Origin of the sequence: Desulfovibrio legallii (assembly GCF_900102485.1) — a bacterium.
Lineage (GTDB): Bacteria > Desulfobacterota > Desulfovibrionia > Desulfovibrionales > Desulfovibrionaceae > Desulfovibrio > Desulfovibrio legallii_A.
In genome coordinates, this window is the sequence record NZ_FNBX01000009.1 from 36,224 (window position 1) to 56,125 (window position 19,902).

Genomic DNA, 19,902 nt, shown 5'->3' on the forward strand with positions numbered 1-19,902 from the left:
GGCGTACCCTGGGTCGCCATGCCCGCAGGGCAGACCAGCCTGCGGCCTGCACAGCCGCGCGGCGCAGGGGCTGTGGACAAAACGGGCGGCCGGCGGCTACAAAAAACACCGTACCCAGACCCTTTCACCCAGGCAGGTTCCATGAAGATCGTCATCGCGCCCGATTCCTACAAAGAAAGCCTCTCGGCCCAGCAGGCGGCGGAGGCTGTTGCCGAAGGCTTCCGTCAGGTTCTGCCTCTGGCCCGCTATGTGCTGCTGCCCATGGCCGACGGCGGCGAAGGCACGGTGGACGCCCTCATCGCCGCCACCGGGGGCCGCAAAATTCCCGTGGCCGTAACCGGACCCTTGGGAGAAGAAGTAGAGGCCTTTTTCGGCCTCAGCGGCGACGGCCAGACGGCCGTAGTGGAAATGGCCGCCGCCAGCGGTCTGGCCCTGGTGCCGCCCGCGCAGCGCAACCCCTTGCGCACCACTACCTACGGCACAGGGCAACTCATCGCCGCGGCCCTGGAAAGCGGCGCACGCCGTCTTATCCTGGGCATCGGCGGCAGCGCCACCACCGACGGCGGCGCGGGCATGCTCCAGGCCCTGGGCGTGCGCCTGCTGGACGCCGCAGGCAAAGACATAGCAGGCACGGGCGCGGGCCTGGCTCTTCTGGACCGACTGGACGCGAGCGGCCTGGACCCCCGTCTGGCCCGGGCGACTCTGGACGTGGCCTGCGATGTGGACAACCCCCTCTGCGGCCCACGCGGGGCCGCCGCCGTATTCGGCCCTCAGAAAGGCGCGGACCAGGAGATGGTGGCCCGGCTGGACGCCAACCTGGAGCGCTTTGCCCGCATCCTGCGCCGCGACCTGGGCGCGGACGTGGCCCAGCTGCCCGGCGCGGGCGCGGCCGGGGGCATGGGCGCGGCCATGCTGGGCGTGCTGCGCGCCCGCTTGCGCCCCGGCGTGGATATCGTCATGGAAGCCGTGAACCTGGAAGAAGCCGTGCGCGACGCGGATCTGGTCGTCACCGGCGAAGGCCGCATGGACGGCCAGACCGCGTTTGGCAAAACCCCCGTGGGCGTGGCCAGGGTGGCCAAACGCCACGGCTGCCCCGTCATCGGCATTGCCGGCTGCCTTCTGCCCGATGTGACCGCCGTGTACAGCCGCGGCATCGACGCCGTGTTCAGCGTCCTCTGCCGCCCCTGCGGCCTGGAGGACGCCCTGCGCGAAGGCGCGGCCAACCTGCGCTTCGCCGCGCGCAACATCGCCGCGCTCTTTGCCCTGCGGGGGTAAGGAGATGGTCTTTGGCGCAAGGACGCGAGGGCGAACCTTTGGGGGCGCAAAGGCCGGCGCTTGCGGGATTCTGGCAGGTTGCGGCTGTCGGGTTTGCGAGGGTTGCGCGCAGCCGGCAAGGGCCGCGCACAGTGGAGGCGGGGCGGTATGAAAGAAACTGAACTGGCGGCGCGGGGCCTCATCCTGGCCGCGGGCGAGGCCAGCCGCATGGGGCGGGTCAAGGCGCTTTTGCCCTTGCCGCTGGCTGGAGAGGCGGGGCGAGAAGGCGGCGCAGCGAGTCCCCTGGCCCTGCTGGCCGCAACCTTCCGCCAGGCGGGCGTTGCGGATGTCACCGTGGTCACGGGCCGACACGCGGCTAGCGTGGAGCCCGCCGCCCGAACCCTGGGCCTGGCCGTGGCGCGCAACCCCGCGCCGGAACAAGGCATGTTCTCTTCCGTACAGACGGGCCTGCGGGCCTTGCTGGCCGCAGGGGGCGCGGGCCCTGTCCTGGTCATCCCTGTGGACGTGCCCCTGGTGCGGCCCCTGACCCTGCGGGCCCTGCTGACCGCCGCCGCCCAGAGCCCGGAGGCCGTGCACCTGCCCACTTTTGCCGGGAAGGAGGGGCATCCGCCTTGCATTCCCGCCGCCGCGCTGCCCGCGCTGGCGGCCTATGCGGGGCCGGACGGCCTGCGCGGCGCGTTGGCCGCCCTGCCGTGCCGCCGCGTGCCCGTGCCCGACGCCGCCATGCTGGAAGATATGGACACCCCCCAGGACTACGCCCGCCTGCGGGCGCTGGCCCCCCTGCGCGCGGCCCTGAGCCCGGAGGAAACCTGGGAGCTGCTGCGGCTGCGCGCCGTGCCGGAAAAAGGCCTGCGCCACGCCCGCGCTGTGGGGCAGGTGGCCTGCGCCCTGGCCGAGGCTTTGCTGGCCGCCCGCAGGGCTGCGCCCACTGCGGGCGCAGCCCTGCGCCCGGACCTGGCCCTGGCCGGCGGCCTGGCGCACGACATAGCCAAAGGCCAGGCCCGTCACGAAGCCGCCGGGGCCGCTTTGCTGGAATCCCTGGACCTGCCGGACCTGGCTGCCCTGGTGCGGGACCACCGCGACCTGAGCCTGCCCGACGCCCAGCCCGTAACGGAGCGGGAACTGGTCTATCTGGCGGACAAATATTGCTGGGGCGGGCAATTTGTGCCCGTAGCGCAACGTTTTGGTCAGAAGCTGGAGGCCTTTGCCGGGGATGCTGCGGCCTGCGCGGCCATCCGGGGCCGGCTGGGCCGCGCCCAGGCCCTGGAAGCCAGACTGGCCCGTGAGCTGGGCCGCGCCCCGGCGGCCATTGCGCAGGAGACGCTGGCGAGGTTGGGGAAGGCCATGCCCGGCTGCGGCGGAGCGGCAGGGCCCGCAACGGAGGGCAGCGGCCGCGCGGAGGCCTCTGCACAGGCTTTCGGCGCGGCGCGGGACAAAACAGCCGGGGAGAACCGGGCATGAGCGCCTCCGGCGCGGGCGGCGTCTGGCTGGCGCGCCACGGCGCCCTGCCCCCCAATCCGGAACGGCGCATGGTGGGCGCGCGCGACATTCCCCTGAGCCCCTTGGGCCGGGCGCAGGCTGCGGCCCTGGGGCGCGAATTGCCGCCCGCCCTGGCGCGATCCCTGCGGGCCGTAATTTGCTCGGATTTGCGGCGTTGCCGCGAAAGCGCGGCTTTGCTCATGGCGGCCGCCGTCTGGCCCGCCGGGCCGCCGCCCTTGCATCCGGAACCGGATTTGCGGGAAATCTGCCTGGGCGCCTGGGAAGGCCTTACCCAGGCCGAAATTGCCGCCCGCTTCCCCGGCGCGTGGGAAGCCCGCGGGGCCCGGATGGCCGGTTACGCGCCCCCCGACGGGGAGAGCTTCGCCCAGGTGCAGGCCCGCGCCCTCAGGGCCCTGCGCCGCTGGCGCAAGCGCTGCCCTGAAGGGCCGTTGCTGCTGGTCAGCCACGCCGGGGTCATCCGCTGCCTGCTCGCCCACTATCTGGCCCTGCCCCTGGGCGAACTTATGCGCATTCCGCAGCACTATGCCTGCCGCGTCTTTCTGCCGGAGTGGTAAGGCCGTCTTGCGGGCGACCGCGCGGTCGCCCGGCGTTATGTAAAGGCCTATTGCGTGATGAAGGCGTGCATGGTCACCAGGGTGTCCATGACTGCGGCGTCGAAATGGTTCAGGACGCGCTGGGGGTCGGCCCCGGCCTTGATGGCCATTTCCAGATCCAGGGCCGCCGCCGCCAGGGCCTTGGCCCCCAGGTTGGCCGCCGCGCCCTTGGTGCTGTGCACCAGCATGCGGGCTTCCTCGGTCTGGCCGTTCTTCAGGGCCGCCGCCACCTTGGCCGGGGTGTCTTTTTCGTTTTCAATAAATTTGCCCAACAGGCGCGTGTACAGCTCGCGCTTGTTAAGCACGCGGGCCACACCGTCCTTCCAATCCAGCACTTCCTCGCTCATGATTCCCTTCCTGTCTCCATAAGGCGCAACGACAGACGCCGTCGCGCCGATACTGCCAGCAAGACCGGCGGCTGACAAGCCGCGGTTGCGGCATTCCTCGCCCTGGCCGCCTTCCCTGAAAAAAATGAAATAATTTACGTTATGCCGTTAAAAGTGACGGTATAATATCTTTGTCGATTTTAAGCGTAAAATTGATAGTCAGCCCTAATGATTGCAGTTACAAATCCGATAAAAAACCAAGCAATTGTTCGCAACGGGCCGAGGCTTCGGCAACGCGACAAGGCCCCCCCCACATGCGAACCTCGCCCTTCGGCATGCCGAAGCGGCTTCGGACCCTTTGTGGCCCCTTTGCGGGCGCATGTCAAAGGGACAAAGCGGTTTTGGGGAACAGAACTTTTTGGGGTATAACAGCGTAGTAACCGGGGGAGGAAAGATGCGGTTAACAACAAAACTGGTGCTGTCTTTTGCTGGGATTATCGCTCTGCTGCTGCTCATGTCCGGCGTTTCCTTCAAAAGCGTTTCCGGCATGAACGCCAGCGTGACTTCAGTGGATACGGACATCATGCCTTCTGTAGTGGCAGTGCAGGGCATGCAGGTGAACTTCTGGTCCATCCGGTCAAACCTTTCCGCCATGCTGCTGGCGCGGGACGTGAGCCGGGTGGGCGAATACGAGAAGCGCATGACGGACATCCTGGCCCAGATCAAAAAGGGGGGTGAATCCTTCCTGGATACCCTGGACGCCTTCCCCCCGCAGGAAGCGGCCAATGCCAAAGCCCTGCTGGACAAAATCAACGCCACGTCCGACAAAATGGGCGTTGCGCGCAAAAAGCTGACCGACGTGGCCAGAAGCGGAGATTTTGACGGCGCTTACAGAATGTTTGCCGACCAGTACCGCCCCCTCTTCAATGAAATGATCCCGGTGTATGCTGAAATAGTGGCCCAGACCACGGGCAGCACCAAAAAACTGGTGGAAAGGGCCGTCAGCGCGGGCAACAGCGCCAAGATCACGGCCGTGGTTCTGTCTCTGGCGGCCATCGCCATCAGCATTGTGATCACCTGGCTGTTGACCAGAAGCGTGGGCGCGCAGCTGGGCAAAGACCCCGGCGAGCTCCAGCAGATCGCCCAGCGCGTGGTGCAGGGCGACTATAACGTGGACGACGGCAGCGCCAAACGCGGCGTGTACGCCGCCATTGTAGAGATGGTCCACGCCCTGAAGGAGCATATTGAGCAGGCCCGGCTGGAATCGGAAAAGGCCCGGGAGCAGTCCGAAAAAGCCACGGAGGCCATGCGCCGGGCCGAGGCCGCCGGGGCCGATGCCCAGGCCAAGACCGAAGCCATGCTCCACGCCGCCACGCAGCTGGAACAGGTGGCCCAGGTGGTGAGCTCCGCCTCCACCCAGCTTTCCGCCCAGATTGAGCAATCCGACCGCAGTGCGCACGAAACTTCCCAGCGTCTGGGCGAAGCCGCCACGGCCATGAACGAAATGAACGCCACCGTGCAGGAAGTGGCCAAAAATGCGGGCGCGGCCTCCAGCGCCTCGGCCGAAACCAAGGCCAAGGCCGAAGCGGGCGCGTCCATTGTCCAGAATTCGCTGGAAAGCATCAATGCCGTGCACCAGGTTTCCCTGGAGCTCAAGGACGACATGACGGAACTCAACGAGCACGCCCAGGCCATCAACCGCATCATGGGCGTCATCTCGGACATTGCGGACCAGACCAACCTGCTGGCCCTGAACGCCGCCATTGAGGCCGCCCGCGCAGGCGAGGCCGGACGCGGCTTTGCCGTGGTGGCCGACGAAGTGCGCAAGCTGGCCGAAAAAACCATGGCCTCCACCAACGACGTGGGCAGCGCCATCAAATCCATCCAGGAAAGCACGGCCAAGAGCCTGGACAGCATGGACAAAGCCGTGGAGCAGGTTAACCGCGCTACGGACTACGCCAACCAGTCCGGCACGGCCCTGCAGGAAATTGTCACCACTGTGGAATCCACGGCGGATCAGGTCAACGCCATCGCCACGGCCAGTGAGGAACAGTCCGCCGCCAGCGAGGAAATCAACCACACCATCACCCAGGTCAACGACATGTCCCAGCAGACCGCCGAAGCCATGAGCGAAGCCGCCAAGGCCGTGAGCGATCTGGCCGCCCAGGCCCAGCGCCTGACGGAGCTCATTGCCGGCATGCGCCAGGGCTAGGCATTTCAACTTTGAAATGCCCTGGCGGCTGCGTGGGCAGACGCCCGCTGTGGAGGCGTAAACGCAAGTTATTTGCGCTGTTAAGCGCCGAAACGAGCGTGCCGTAAACTTTTGAATGCATATTCTCAAAGGTAATCTGCTCTAGGGCCGGTGGGTTGCGGTTCAGAACCATGTTGCCATTGTGAAGTAAAACTTATAACAACTTGAGGGCGCGGGGCGGCCTTGCCCCGCGCCTGTACAGAATCCGGCGCTTCGGCGTCGTTGCCGGCTTCATGCCGGGCCATGCACCGCCCTTCGCGGGCGGGGTGCCGCAGTCCCGCGGGCATGGCTTTCCCCCTGGGCTTTTGCTCTGCCCGGCCCTGGCCGCACCTCGGCCTGATCGCCGCCCCCCCTGGCCGCACGCCGCGGCCGTTTTGCGGCGCAAACGACGCCAGGCGGACAAAATGTCCTGATATCCCAGTGCGGAACGCGCGGCTGCCGCCGCTCCCCCCAACCCCCCGCACGCCAAGGACTGCCTCCATGTTGCGAAACTTCACCATCTCCTGTCGCATCGCCTGCCTTGTGGGCATGACCTTCCTCTTCCTTCTCGGTATGGCCGGGCTTTCCTACCAGATGACCCAGGCCGTCATCGGGGAAGGCACGAGCCTGGGGCGCGAGCAGCTGCTGCACGCGCAGCGCGCCCGCATCAAGGATGTGACCCACTCCGCGGCCCTGGGGCTGGCCTCCCTGACGCAGGGCCTGCCGGAAGCGGCCCAGCTGCGCGTCATCGCCGACTTTGTGGAAAAATCCCGCTTTGAAGACGACGGCTCCGGCTACTTCTACGTCTACAAGGGCACGATCAACGCGGCCCATCCCACCCAGAAGCAGCTTATCGGCACGGACCTCGGCAACACCAAGGACAAGCGCGGCGTCTACTACGTGCGCGAACTGGACAAGGCCGCCGCCAAGGGCGGGGATTATGTGGACTTTGTCTTCCCCAAGCCCGGCGCGGGCGACGTCTTCAAGCTGGGCTACGCTGAAACCATCCCTGGCACGCCCTACTGGATCGGCACCGGCGTGTACATCGACAATGTGGATAAGGAGGCCGCCCGGTTGCGTACGGCCATGAGCACCCTGTTCAACGGCACAGTGCGCACCTACGGGCTGGGTTTCCTGGCCGTGCTGCTGGTGGTGGTCATCCCCTTCTCCCTGGCCCTGCTGCGCTCCATTACCCGGCCCCTGGCCCAGGTGACGGGCCATGCCCGCGCCGTGGCCGGCGGCAACCTGGAAGTGGACATCCAGCCCACGGGCCGGGACGAGGTTTCCGTGCTGGAGGCGGGCCTGCGCGACATGGTGGGCAAGCTCAAAAATCTGATCGCCGAAGCGCAGCAAAAAAGCGCGGAGGCCGCCGCCGCGGTCCAGGCGGCCCATACGGCGCAGGCCGCGGCCGAACAGGCAGGCGAGGCGGCCCGCTCCCGCAGCGCTGCCCTGCTGGAGGCCGCCAACCATCTGGAAGAGGTGGCCCATGTGGTGAGCACCGCCTCCACCCAGCTTTCGGCCCAGATTGAGCAGGCCGACCGCGGCGCGGTGGAATCGGCCCAGCGCCTGGCCGAGGCCGCTACGGCCATGAATGAAATGAACGCCACCGTGCAGGAAGTGGCCCGCAACGCGGCGGAGGCTTCCGCAGCCTCGGCGGAAACGCGGGAGCAAGCCCGCTCCGGCGCGGACATTGTGGAAAAATCCGTGCTCAGCATCGGGCAGGTGCACGCGGTTTCCCTCAAACTTAAGAACGACATGAGCCAGCTCAACGCCCACGCCCAGTCCATCAGCCAGATCATGGGCGTTATTTCGGACATTGCGGACCAGACCAACCTGCTGGCCCTGAACGCCGCCATTGAGGCCGCCCGCGCGGGCGACGCCGGGCGCGGCTTTGCCGTGGTGGCCGACGAGGTGCGCAAGCTGGCCGAAAAGACCATGGCCTCCACCAACGATGTGGGCAAGGCCATTGCGGCCATTCAGGAAAGCACGGCTAAAAGCGTGGCAGCCATGGAAGAGGCCGTAAACAACGTGGACCAGGCTACGGATCTGGCCAACCAGTCCGGTCAGGCCCTGGACGGCATTGTGGAGAAGGTGGAAAGCACCGTGGATCAGGTCAACGCCATTGCCGCCGCCAGCGAGCAGCAGTCCGCCGCCAGCGAGGAGATCAACCGCTCCATCGAAACCGTCAACGACATGTCCCGCCAGACCGCCGAAGCCATGGACCAGGCCGCTAAAGCCGTCACGGAGCTGGCCGGCCAGGCCCATCGGCTGGCCGACCTGATCCATAAAATGAAGCAGTAGGCGGCAACGGCGGCCCCGCGCCGCGCCGAAGGCCCCGGCCGAACCCGCGCCGTCGCCGCAGTTCCCCGCAAAAAACGCCGCCCTGATGCCCCCGGAGGGATCAGGGCGGCGTTACGCATTGTTGGCGGCGCTCTGCCGCTGCCCGTTTTTAGCGCAGATCGCCTTTGAGAACAGGCATGCTTAGAGCAGATTACCGTTGAGAATATGCATTCTCAACGGTTACGGCACGCTCGTTCCGGCGTTTGCCAGCGCAAATCCTTGCGCCTGCGCGGCGGGCACCTGCCCACGCAGCCGCCAGGGCAGCGCAAAATTGGAATGCCCTAGGCGGACTGCAGTTCCGACGCGGGGGCGGCCTGGGCGGCGCGCGGCCGCCGGGGCTGTGCGGGACAGACGCTCAGCAGGCCGTTTTCCTTCAGGCGGCGCATGATCGCGGCGCAACGGAAAATGTCTCTGCCCACCAGGTCAGCCTCTTCCAGCAGGCTCAGGCGGCCGTCGGCATAGGCCAGCAGATCCATCATAAGGTTGACCTCCTCGGTACAGGAGGAAGCCGTGCTCAGCGTGGGGTAGAGGCCCCGGCGGCCCAGCTGCGGCTCGCAGAGCACCTGGTTTTTGTAGACCAGGTTTTCCTCCAGGGCTTCCAGAATTTTCTGCATCATGGCCAGGCTTTCCTGCAGGCCTTTTTCCGTCACCAGGTTCAGATCGTCCAGGGAGGTGTGGTACTCCGGGTAGGCGTGGTACTTGCTGCGCATAACGCTGCACATGGGCAGGTCTATGCCTGGGGCGCAGTACTGGCGCTCGTCGCTGCAGCGATCCAGGAAGGAATAACGGTTGAAGCCCGGCGCAAAGTGGTGGAGCACATGCAGGGCCGCCTTGTCCGCCAGGGTGTCGCCCTTGCGGCTGGGCACAAAGGACCAAGCCCGTTCGTCGCCCATGCAGTTGAGGTTGAAGGCCGCCGCCACGTTGCGCCGCAGGACCTGGTGGTGGCCGCTCAGGTAGGCGATGGCCCCGATGGTCTCAGGCGCGAAGACGAAGCGGTAGGTGTAGCGGCGGGGCCGCGAGGCCAGCCACTGGGCCAGAGCCGTGGCCACCACAGGGCCGGAAAGCTCGTTATTGGCCATGGAGGGGTGGCAGACGTAGGTGGAGAGCAGCACCTCCCGCCGGCTGCGGCCGGGGAGGATCAGATCCGCATAGGTGAGCGAGCCGGGGGCCAGGCGCGCGTCAATGACGGCGTGGTATTTGCCGGGGCGCAGGCGCTGCCGCTGGCTGTGCCGCAGACAGAAGCCCCAGCGCCGCACATAGTAGGACGTGACGTAGGGGATGGCATCGGGCTGCTCCGGCAGGGAGTGGAGGTGCTCCTGCAGCTCTTCCAGGTCCAGCACTGCGTCCACCGGTTCGGAATAACCCACCACGTGCAGGTTGCTGTCCGCAAAATCGGCCACCACTTCGCCGTCGGGGCCGGTGAGCCGCGCGCCTCTGATGTTCCATTCCTCGGGCACGGTCCAGTCAAAGACCTTGGCGCCCGAAGGAATTTCGTGGATGCGGAGCTGGGGGAGCTCCTCCTGAATGATGCGCAGCGTCTCCCGGACGCCGTTGCCGGTGATGCTCCGGCAGATGGGAAAAAGCCGGGTGAGAAAAGCGTGCAGGCTTGTGCGCATGGGGCACCGTCCTTTCAAGTGTCTTCGGCCGAAAATGGGCCCGCGCCGGGGATCCGCCGCCACGGAAGCAGAAAGCGCGCCGCTTGTCCAGTGCCTTGAATATCCTTGCCGTTGGCGGCTTGGCGGGCGGCGGAAAAAAACGCCGCCCCGCCGGACGTCCGGGCAGGGGCGGCAAGGCGGGCGGGCAAAAATTTCCGCCCCGCGGCTAAACCCCGGCGTGGCCGTGCCGATAAGACTGCAAGAGGCGGTAGCACGCAAGGACGCGTCGGCATTTCGCGCCGCCCGGCACATGCAGCATTCAGGGAGGAATGTATGTATATCAATAATAACCAGATGGCCACCAACGTGGCCAATACGCTGACAAGCCACTACAGCAACCTGCAAACCTCAACCCAGCGTCTGTCTTCAGGCCTGCGCATCAACTCCGCGGCGGACGACGCCGCGGGCCTCGCCATCCGCGAGCTCATGCGCACGGATATTGCCGCCCTGCAGCAGGGCGTGCGCAACGCCAACGACGCCATCTCCCTCATCCAGACCGCCGACGGCGCTTTGGGCGTCATCGACGAAAAGCTGACCCGAATGAAGGAACTGGCGGAGCAGGCGGCCACCGGCACCTACGACTCCACCCAGCGGCTGATGATCGATTCGGAGTACCAGGCCATGGCTTCGGAAATCACCCGTATTGCCAACGCCACGGACTTCAACGGCATCCACCTGCTCAACGGCGATCTTTCCGGCGACGACCACGACGGTTCAGGCGTGGTCTCCAAGGGTAAGATGAAGGTTCACTTCGGGACCATGAACGACTCGGCCGAGGACTACTACTACATTCAGATCGGCACGAGCACGGCCTCGGCTCTGGGTGTGGGCAACAGCGCGGGCACCAGCTCCCTGGCGTACACGGTTTCCACCCAGCAGGCCGCGCAGAGCGCCCTGGTGGGCATTAACAACGCCGTGGTCTCCAAGGACGCCATCCGGGCGCACCTGGGCGCTTTGCAGAACCGGCTGGAAAACACCATCAGCAACCTGACCACGCAGGCGGAAAACCTGCAGGCGGCGGAATCGCGCATTTCCGATGTGGACGTGGCTACGGAAATGACGAACTTCGTGCGCAATCAGATCCTCACCCAGTCCGCTGTGGCCATGCTTTCGCAGGCTAACAGCATGCCGCAGATGGCGCTTTCGCTCATCAGTTAAGCGCGGCGCGCGCGGCGGCGGGCGCAAGCCCGCCCAAGGCCTCGCCGCCGGGAAAGGCGCGCGGCAAACAGATTCCCGGCCCGTTTTGCGGGCCGGGAATCTGTTTTTTGTCAAGGCGGTTCTGTCATAAAAGCCGGCGGGCGGCTGCGGGAGCAGACGCCCGCCGTGCAGGCGTGAGCGCAATTTATTCGCGCTGCTAAGCGCCGGAACGAGCGTGCCGCAATCTTTGCGAAGGCATATGCTCAAAGGCGTTCTGCTCCAGGGGGCTGCAAAGAACCCCCGGCGGCCTGGCGGCAGGCTGCCGGGGGCGCTCAGGCCCTGGTAATTTCAATAGTTTTGCGTTCGGCCGCAGCCGGCGCTTTGCGCGGAATGCTCACGCTCAGCACGCCGTTTTTGTGCGTGGCGGCAATGCCCGCCACATCCGCATCGTCGGGCAGGGCCAGTACCCGCTGGAAGGAACCGTAAACCCGTTCCATCACATGCTGGTTCTTTTTCTCTTCCTCGCTGTCCCGCTTTTTTTCACCGGAAACGACCAGCGCGTTGTCGCGCACCTCCACAGTAACGTTTTCCGGCTCCACGCCGGGCAGTTCCATGCGCAGCGTGTAGGCCTTGTCGTCACTGGTCAGATCCATATCGGGCAAGAGGGCGGTTTCCGCCTTCTGGTGCCGCCAGAAGGGCAGCATGTCGTTCATGGCGTCCCACGGGGCCGCCATGCCGTTGAACATGGCCTGAAAAATTCTGTCCATATCGTCCCTGAAAGGCGCTGCCGGGGCTGCGGGCTCACGCGGCGCGAACCAACGACGGGGAAGATGCATTGTGTTAGCCATCATGACCAACCTCCTGTGTAAATCTTGCTATCCAATAGATAAAACATGCTTTATCTTCGTCAAGTGGTTGTGGAAAAGTTTTGTGTGCGGCCGCCGGCTTCTTGACGCTGCCCTTGCGCGGTGCGGGCCCAGGCGGGGGGGGGAAGCCGCAGGGCCTTGGCGCGCATTGCCGGGCGCGGGGCGGGCAAGGCCGCCGAGCGGGATGCCGCAGGGAAAGGGGAGGAATCTGGCACGGATTCTGCTAAGTCCAACATGCAGGTTTGGGGGCAAAACTTGCCGTTCCGGGGCCACGAACGGAGCGTCCATCGCCCTTAATGGGGGAGCGCGCCTGGCGCGGCCGGCAGCGGAACCGGCGCGGCGCGGGCAGTGCGACCCGGCTCCCGGAGGGAGGGGCCCGCCGCAGGCGGGCCACAACGGCGGCAGTCCGCACGGAAGCGGACGCGCGCAGTGCGCCGCCGGGCTGACAGCACATTCAAGGAGGAATGTTATGTATATTAATAACAACCAGATGGCCACCAACGTGGCCAATACGCTGACGGACCACTACAGTAATCTGCAAACCTCAACCCAGCGTCTGTCCACAGGCCTGCGCATCAACTCTGCGGCGGACGACGCCGCGGGCCTTGCCATCCGCGAGCTCATGCGGACGGACATCTCCGCCTTGCAGCAGGGCGTGCGCAACGCCAACGACGCCATTTCCCTCATCCAGACCGCCGACGGTGCCTTGGGCGTCATCGACGAAAAGCTGACCCGGATGAAGGAGCTGGCGGAGCAGGCGGCCACCGGCACGTACGACTCCACCCAGCGGCTCATGATCGATTCGGAGTACCAGGCCATGGCTTCGGAAATCACCCGTATTGCCAACGCCACGGACTTCAATGGGATTCATCTGCTCAACGGCAACCTGTCCGGCGAGGACCACGACGGCTCAGGCCTCTCCTCTACAGGCAAGATGAAGATCCACTTCGGGACCATGAACGACTCGGCCGAGGACTACTACTACATCCAGATTGGCACGAGCACGGCCTCGGCCCTGGGTGTGGGCAACAGCGCGGGCACCGATTCCCTGGCGTACACGGTTTCCACCCAGCAGGCCGCGCAGAGCGCCCTGGTGGGCATTAACAACGCCGTGGTCTCCAAGGATAATATCCGCGCGCACCTGGGCGCTTTGCAGAACCGGCTGGAAAACACCATCAGCAACCTGACTACGCAGGCGGAAAACCTGCAGGCGGCGGAATCGCGCATTTCCGATGTGGACGTGGCTACGGAAATGACGAACTTCGTGCGTAATCAGATCCTCACCCAGTCCGCGGTGGCCATGCTTTCGCAGGCCAACAGCATGCCGCAGATGGCCATGCAGCTCATCAGCGGCTAAACGGCCGTGTCCTTCGGGACATGACGGCTCCTGGCGGGCTGAGGACGCACGCCGCACGCGACCTCACATATCCCCGAAGGCTTCCGCCCTTCGGGGATATGCCGTCAGGCCAGGGCCGTGAGGTCGTAGGCCGTATTCTCCACAATATCGCATTCCGGCATGGCGCCCGGCGCAACGCCGGGGCCGCTCACATAGGTGATGCCGTCCACCTCCGGCGCCTGAAACCAGACCCGGCCCTGGTGCAGGCCCGGCCACTCCGGGTGGGGGGCGTCCACCAGCACGGGCAGGCGCGCGCCCACCTGGGCGGCCAGCAGCTCCTCGCTGATGTCGGCCTGAATTTCCATAAGCGCCGCGCGGCGTTCCTCGCGCAGGGCCGTGGGAACCTGGTCCGGCAGGGCCGCGGCCGGGGTGCCTTCTTCCGCCTGATAGGCAAAGACCCCCACATGCTGCAGGCGGTTTTTTTCCACAAATCGGCACAAGGCTGCAAACTGCGCCGGGGTCTCGCCGGGGTAGCCCACAATGAAGGTCGTGCGCAGCGCGGCCTGGGGCAGCTCTTCCCGCACCAGGTCCAGCACGCGCTGCGGATCCTGGGCAAAGGGGCGGCCCATGCGCGCCAGCACCTCAGGGTGGGCGTGCTGCAGGGGAATATCCAGATAGGGCAGCAGGGGCGCGCCCCACTCCCGCAGCAGGCGCAGCAGGTCGCGCGTTACCCCCGTGGGGTAAAGGTAGAGCAGGCGCAGCCAGGCCAGGCCCTCCAGACCGGCCAGGCGCTCCAGCAGCCGGGGCAGGCCCTCCTTGAGGCCCAGGTCCAGCCCCCAGGAGGTCAGATCCTGCGCCACCAGGTCGAGCTCCCGCACGCCTTGGGCCAGCAGGGCGCGGGCCTCGGCTTCAATGCGCTCCGCCGGCAGCGATTTGAGCCCGCCGCGGATGGACGGGATGGTGCAGAAGGCGCAACGGTGGCGACAGCCCTCCCCGATTTTGAGCCAGGCGTAGGAGGGCCCGGTGGAGAGCAGCCGCCCTGCGTGGGGCGGATTCGCCGGAGGCGGCGGCAGGCGCAGGGCCTGGGCCAGCAGGGCGGGCCAGCGGGGCAGATCCGCCGTGGGCAGCCAGAGGTCCACTTCCGGAAGCTCTCTGGCCAGCTCCGCCGCGCCGTAGCGGCCCACCAGACAGCCGCCCACTGCCAGCAAGGGTTTGTTTTTGCAGCGTTTCAGGTGCTGGGCGGCGTCCAGCACGGCGCGTACGGATTCGCGCACGGCCGGGGCAATGAAGCCGCAGGTGTTGATGAAGACAAGACGCGCGCGGCCCAGGTGCGCGGCCTGGGCGATGGGCACGCCCAGCGACCCCAGCAGGCGTTCGCTGTCCACCCTGTTTTTGGGGCATCCCAAGCTCAGGGACCAGACCTGCAACGGACGAGAAGGACGAAAATGTGTGGTCATGGGGGCACTGTACAGAGCGCGCGCGCCCTTGTCACCCCGTGGCGCGAAGGCGGTTTGCCAAGGGAAGCGCTTGGTGTTAGGGTACTTTGATTCCCATGCTGACGTTGCCGGGGAATTGTTGCGCGCCGTCGGCCCGGCGGGGCGGGCGCAGGGTTTCTTTTTGCCGTCGGCGTTTTTTCGTTTCTGCACTTTCCGGCGCGGTCTTGCAAAAAGGTGAACCCGCAGCATGAAACACACGGCTGACGAACCCATCCCTTGCGGCAGCGCAGGGCCGAACATGCCCTGCCTTTCCGTCCAGAACATGACGTCGCACTGCTACGCCGGCGTGTTGCGCAGCGTGTACGATGAAATTTTTGTTCTGGACTTCGCCCGCGACCAGTGCCGGGAGCTCTACCGCAGCAGCGACGTCTTTGTTACGCCGACTATTGACCGGGGGCTTGCCGCCCTGCTGAAGGATGTGGGAGCCAACTACGTCCACCCCGAAGACCGCGCCGCCTTTGACGCCCTGCTCAATCCCGCAGCCCTGGCCGACATGGACGAAAAACGCGGCTTTGTCAGCGCCGACGTGCGCAAGAAGTGCGCTGCCGGCGGATACCGCTGGGCCAGGGTTATGGTTTTTCGCCTCCAGCCGCCCCACGAGGCGCAGCCTTTGTACCTGATGGGGGTGGAGGATGTGGAGGAGCGCAAGCGGGCCGTCGTGCTGCAGCGCGAGAACGAGATGCTGCAGCGGCAGAAGCTGGACAGCCTGCGCTACAAGGCTGTGGTGGACCACACCCGCACCCTGGTTTTTGAGTGGCGCGGCGCGGAGCTCAACTACCTGAGCCACCGCATCCCGGAGCTGCTGGCGGGCAACTACGACGGCCGCATCCCCTTTGACGTCTGGCAGGAGGACGGCGTGCTCTTTGCCGGCGACAGCCCAGCCCTGGACGCCTGCCTTTCGCGCCTGGCCCTGGGCATCAAATCCGGCGAGACCACCGTGCGCCTGCGGCGGCGCGACGGCCAGTTCATCTGGTGCAAGGTGACCTATACGGCCCTGGCCGACGGCGAACCCGGAGACCGCTTTATCGGCACGCTCAACGATGTGGACGCCATCACCCGCTCGGAGCAGGCCCTGCGCCAGCGCGCGGAGCTGGATCCCTTGACCGGAGCCTACAACACGCAGACGTTTTTTGAAAAGGTGGAAACCCTTCTCAAAAAAAGCCCTGACCAGCCCTATGCCGTGCTGCGGTTTGACGTGGCGGGTTTCAAGGCCCTGAACGAAGGTTTCGGGCTGGAGGAAGGCAACCGGCTGCTGCGGGTCATTGCCCGGCTGGTGCGCCAGCGCCTGGATCCGGGGCGGGAGGTCTTTGCCCGGCTTACGGCGGACGTGTTTGCCGTCTGCCTTGCGGGCGACACGGAGCGGCTGCTGCGCTTCATGCAGTCTTTGTCCCGTCGGCTGGAGCACTATTCGGAGACCTTCCGGGTCAAGCTCTTTTTTGGCGTCTGCCAGGTGGAAAACCGCCGCACCCCGGCCCATGTGCTCTGCGACTGGGCCTATCTGGCCCAGAAAACGGTCAAAGGCAGCGACCTCAGCAACTTCGCCTTCTATGACGACGCCCTGCGCAAGCGCCTGCACGACGAAAGCTACATTACCGATCAGATGTACGCCGCTCTGGAAAAACGGCAGTTCAAACTCTATCTGCAGCCCAAGGTGGAGATTTCCAGCGGCCGCATTGTGGGGGCCGAGGCCCTGGTGCGCTGGGAACACCCCACGGACGGGCTCATCCTGCCGGGGCGCTTTGTGCCCCTGTTTGAGCGCAACGGCTTTATCGTGCGGCTGGACGAATACATCTGGGATCAGACCTGCCGCACCCTGCGCAGCTGGCTGGACAAGGGCTACCAGCCCATGCCCGTTTCGGTCAACGTCTCGCGCCTGCATTTCAACGATGTGGAGCTGCCGGGCAAGCTCATCAACCTGGTGGACGCCTACCGCCTGCCCCGGCACCTGCTGGAGCTGGAGCTGACCGAAAGCGCCTTTTTTGCCAATGAAACTGCCCTGATCCGCCTTATGTACGAGCTGCAGGCGGCGGGTTTTGTTTTCTCCATGGACGATTTCGGCACGGGCTATTCCTCTTTGAGCACCATGCGCGACCTGCCTTTCAACATCGTCAAGCTGGACCGCACCTTCATCAGCGACGGCACGGACAACGAACGCGGGCAGATCGTGGCCCGCAACACCATTGCCCTGGCCCGCGACCTGCAGATGAAAGTAGTGGCCGAAGGCGTGGAAACCATGGAACATGCCCGCTTTCTGCTCAACTGCGGCTGCAACTGCGCCCAGGGCTACTACTACTCCCGCCCGGTGGACACGCCGGAGTTTGAGGTGCTGAGCTTTGTGCAGCAGAAGGCCTTCTGGGTGGATCCCGCTCTGGAGGCGGACGCCCGGCGGCTGGGCCTGCCCCTGAGCGAAGAACGTCCTTACCATGAATATTGACGGCCCGCCGCAGGCGGCCCTTCAATTGTGCAAATCCGTCCTTCAGGATGCGCCTGTCGCGCCACCAGGGCATTTTAACTTTGAAATGCCCTGACGGCTGCGTGAGCAGACGCCCGCTGTGGAGGCGTAAGCGCAATTTATTTGCGCTGTTAAGCGCCGAAACGAGCGTGCCTTAAACTTTGAGGATGCCTATTCTCAAAGTTAATCTGCTCTGAGGGGAGAAGCGTTTTTTGAAGGGGATGGGGGGCGTGGGGAGCTTTTGGTCCGCTTAGCCCGTTACGACGAAGGAGCTTGGCCCGTTACGACGAAGGAGCTTGGCCCGTTACGACGAAGGAAGTTACGGGCGAAGACAGCAGCGCTAGTTACGGGCGAAGACAGCAGCGCTCAAAAGTTCCCCCTTCCCCCACCACACCGTCTTCTCCCACAAAAACTTCCCCCTATATTCCGGCGGCGCGGAGGATGTGGCGGCGCATGTCGCGCACGGCGGCGCAGAGGGCGGGGTAATCGAAGCGGGTGAAGCGGCCGTCCTGGTACAGGATTTCGCCGCCCACCATGGTCAGGCGGGTTTCCATGCCCGTGGCGGCGTAGACCAGCTGGGAGACGGGGTTGTAGAGGGGCAGCAGGTTGGGGGCGTCCAGGTCCAGGGCCACGCAGTCTGCGGCCATGCCGGGGGCCAGTGCGCCCAGGCGCGGGTCGTGCAGGGCCGCGGCCCCGCCCAGGGTGGCCATATCCAGGGCCTGCCCGGCGGGCAGCAGGGTGGGGTCGTGCCCGGTAAGTTTGTGCAGCAGGGCGGCCCGGCCCATTTCCGTAAACATATTCAGTCGGTTGTTGCTGGCCGCGCCGTCCGTGCCCAGGCCCACGGCCATGCCGCGCTCCAGCATGGCGGCCACGGGGGCCGCGCCGGAGGCCAGCTTCATGTTGGAGGAAGGGTTGTGGGCCACGGCTGCCCCTTTGCGGGCCAGGAGGTCCAGCTCGCGGGGGGTGACGTCCACCACATGGGCCAGGGTGCAGGGCAGGTCCAGCAGGCCCAGGCGCTCGCAGTAGGCCACGGGGCGCAGGCCCTGCGCGCCCACGCAGAGCTGGGTTTCGGTGGGGGTTTCGGCCAGGTGGATGTGCAGGGGCAGGTGCAGCTCCGCCGCCAGGTCGCGGCAGGCCGCGAGGATTTCCGGCGTGGTGGTGTAGACGCTGTGCGGGTTTACGGCCGCGCGCAGGCGGTCCTGGCCTTCGCAGGCTGCGGCCAGGGCGCGCGTGGCCTCCAGGGCGGCTTCGGGGCCTGCGCAGGCCGCCGAGGGAAAGGCGAACACGGCTTCGCCGCCGGTGCAGCGCAGCCCGGCCTCTTGGGCGGCCTGGAGCACGCTTTCTTCAAAAAGGTACATATCCATGCAGGCCGTAGTGCCCGTGCGCAGCATTTCCGCGTAGCCCAGGAGGCAGCCCAGGCGAACCATCTCAGGCGTGAGCTTTTGCTCCACGGGGAAGATGCGCTGGTTAAGCCAGTCCATAAGGGGCATGTCGTCCGCCAGGCCGCGCAGCAGGGTCATGGCCGCATGGGTGTGGGCGTTGACAAGGCCGGGCAGGAGGAGAGCCCGACCCAGGTCCAGCTCCCGCGTCGGCCGCCAGCGGGCGGTCAGGTCCGCGCGCGGGCCCACCTCCGCCACCAGGCCGCGCTCCACGGCCAGGGAGGCATCCTCCAGAACCCGGCGCTGGGCGTCCTGGGTGACAATGACGGCCGCATGGAGCAGAATGTCGCACTGGCGCATGGGATCTCCTTTGCGCAGGATTGTTGCAGGGCGCGCTGCGGGAAAGCGCGGCGCGCTGGGGCGTCCGACCCGCCGGGGCGCAGTTTAGCGGCTGCCCGCCGGGCTGGCAAGGGGCGTCCGGGGGTGCCGGCGCGCTTGGAACAAGGCGGTTTTTGCATGGAATGCTTGTTGCTGCATGGGCTGGGGGGCACGCCCGATGAGCTGACGCCGCTGGCGCAGCGCCTTGCGGCGGCGGGCCTGCGCGTGAGCACGCCTCTGCTGCCGGGCCACGGCGCGAGCGAAGCGGCCTGGCTGGCCAGCGCGTATGGGCAGTGGCGGGCGGCGGCCCGCGCGGCCTATGCGGCCTGCGCGGCGCAGGGGCCCACGCTGCTGGGCGGGTATTCCCTGGGCGGGCTGCTGGCTCTGGACCTGGCCGTGGAGGCCGCGGCGCAAGCCCCGGCGCACGGGGAGGAGCTGCCTGCGCCTGCTGGGCTGCTGGCCGTGGCGACGCCCCTGTTTCTGCACCACTGGCGGCCTTTTTTTACCGTGGGCTGGCGCTGCCTGGCCCTGCCGCTCTGGAGTCGCCTGACCCCGGTGCTGCGCCTGCCGCCGCGTTCGGCGGCCTCCCGTGCCGTCGCGCCCTGGCGGGGCTTTGAGACGGTTTGCTCCTTGCGCCATCTGCGTCAGATGGCGCAGGCGCAGGCCAGGGTGCGCCGGGGCCTGGGGCTGCTCCGCGCGCCGCTCTGCGTTATCCAGTTGTGGAGCGACGCCAGCTGCCATCCTTACAACGCCTGGTATCTGGCGCGCCGCGCGGCCGCCGCGCCCACGCGCCTGCATCTTTTGCCGGTGCGCAGCCCCCACGGCGGGCACTTGCCCATAAGCCACAGGGAAAGCCGGGAAACCGTCGCGGCTCTGGCCGTGGAGTTTGCCCGTTCCCTGAGCGGCGGGCCCGGCAGCGCAGCCCCTTGCGCGTAAAGC

The 19,902-nt window shown here is 66.3% G+C and carries 14 protein-coding genes; 9 read left to right on the top strand and 5 right to left on the bottom strand.

Annotated features, from left to right (window positions below; all coding sequences use genetic code 11):
- Positions 1–141: 141 nt before the first annotated feature.
- The 3 genes from BLS55_RS06690 (at position 142) to BLS55_RS06700 (ending at position 3,329) form a co-directional block, all read left to right on the top strand.
- Entirely contained in the window at positions 142–1,275 is a 1,134-nt protein-coding gene (locus BLS55_RS06690) for a glycerate kinase (RefSeq protein WP_092153635.1), read from the top strand.
- A gap of 147 nt (positions 1,276–1,422) precedes the next feature.
- Positions 1,423–2,736, top strand: coding sequence for a DVU_1551 family NTP transferase (locus BLS55_RS06695; RefSeq protein ID WP_257243162.1), 1,314 nt, complete (start codon positions 1,423–1,425; stop codon positions 2,734–2,736).
- Complete coding sequence (locus BLS55_RS06700) at positions 2,733–3,329, top strand: histidine phosphatase family protein (RefSeq protein WP_092153637.1); 597 nt, start codon at positions 2,733–2,735, stop codon at positions 3,327–3,329. The genes BLS55_RS06695 and BLS55_RS06700 overlap by 4 nt, the downstream gene beginning before the upstream one ends.
- A 47-nt stretch (positions 3,330–3,376) precedes the next feature.
- Here the strand turns inward: BLS55_RS06700 and BLS55_RS06705 are convergent, their stop codons facing one another.
- Positions 3,377–3,715, bottom strand: coding sequence for an Hpt domain-containing protein (locus BLS55_RS06705; RefSeq protein WP_092153639.1), 339 nt, complete (start codon positions 3,713–3,715; stop codon positions 3,377–3,379).
- Between the two features lie 433 nt (positions 3,716–4,148).
- On the opposite strand from BLS55_RS06705, the gene BLS55_RS06710 reads away from it, so the two are divergent.
- Positions 4,149–5,906, top strand: a complete 1,758-nt coding sequence (locus BLS55_RS06710; RefSeq protein WP_092153641.1) for a methyl-accepting chemotaxis protein — start codon at positions 4,149–4,151, stop codon at positions 5,904–5,906.
- 519 nt (positions 5,907–6,425) lie between these two features.
- Positions 6,426–8,225, top strand: coding sequence for a methyl-accepting chemotaxis protein (locus BLS55_RS06715; protein WP_180365416.1), 1,800 nt, complete (start codon positions 6,426–6,428; stop codon positions 8,223–8,225).
- A gap of 320 nt (positions 8,226–8,545) precedes the next feature.
- Here BLS55_RS06715 and BLS55_RS06720 read toward each other — a convergent pair whose 3' ends face one another.
- Complete coding sequence (locus BLS55_RS06720) at positions 8,546–9,880, bottom strand: DUF4910 domain-containing protein (protein ID WP_092153645.1); 1,335 nt, start codon at positions 9,878–9,880, stop codon at positions 8,546–8,548.
- Between the two features lie 312 nt (positions 9,881–10,192).
- Here BLS55_RS06720 and BLS55_RS06725 point away from each other — a divergent pair, with 312 nt between their 5' ends.
- Positions 10,193–11,077, top strand: a complete 885-nt coding sequence (locus BLS55_RS06725; RefSeq protein WP_092153647.1) for a flagellin N-terminal helical domain-containing protein — start codon at positions 10,193–10,195, stop codon at positions 11,075–11,077.
- Positions 11,078–11,388: 311 nt separating this feature from the next.
- On the opposite strand, the gene BLS55_RS06730 is transcribed toward BLS55_RS06725, so the two are convergent.
- Complete coding sequence (locus tag BLS55_RS06730; protein WP_257243163.1) at positions 11,389–11,907, bottom strand: Hsp20/alpha crystallin family protein; 519 nt, start codon at positions 11,905–11,907, stop codon at positions 11,389–11,391.
- A gap of 484 nt (positions 11,908–12,391) precedes the next feature.
- Between BLS55_RS06730 and BLS55_RS06735 the strand changes: the two genes are divergently transcribed.
- A complete protein-coding gene (locus BLS55_RS06735) occupies positions 12,392–13,279 on the top strand; it encodes a flagellin N-terminal helical domain-containing protein (RefSeq protein WP_092153649.1) in 888 nt (295 codons plus the stop codon).
- Positions 13,280–13,383: 104 nt separating this feature from the next.
- Here the strand turns inward: BLS55_RS06735 and rimO are convergent, their stop codons facing one another.
- Positions 13,384–14,715: a 30S ribosomal protein S12 methylthiotransferase RimO gene (gene rimO, locus BLS55_RS06740; protein WP_092153651.1), complete on the bottom strand. Its 1,332-nt coding sequence runs from the start codon at positions 14,713–14,715 to the stop codon at positions 13,384–13,386.
- 226 nt (positions 14,716–14,941) lie between these two features.
- On the opposite strand from rimO, the gene BLS55_RS06745 reads away from it, so the two are divergent.
- Complete coding sequence (locus tag BLS55_RS06745; RefSeq protein ID WP_257243164.1) at positions 14,942–17,188, top strand: putative bifunctional diguanylate cyclase/phosphodiesterase; 2,247 nt, start codon at positions 14,942–14,944, stop codon at positions 17,186–17,188.
- A gap of 437 nt (positions 17,189–17,625) precedes the next feature.
- On the opposite strand, the gene BLS55_RS06750 is transcribed toward BLS55_RS06745, so the two are convergent.
- Positions 17,626–18,945, bottom strand: a complete 1,320-nt coding sequence (locus BLS55_RS06750; protein ID WP_092153653.1) for an amidohydrolase family protein — start codon at positions 18,943–18,945, stop codon at positions 17,626–17,628.
- Positions 18,946–19,101: 156 nt separating this feature from the next.
- On the opposite strand from BLS55_RS06750, the gene BLS55_RS06755 reads away from it, so the two are divergent.
- Positions 19,102–19,899, top strand: a complete 798-nt coding sequence (locus tag BLS55_RS06755; protein WP_092153655.1) for an alpha/beta hydrolase — start codon at positions 19,102–19,104, stop codon at positions 19,897–19,899.
- The last annotated feature ends 3 nt before the right edge of the window (positions 19,900–19,902 follow it).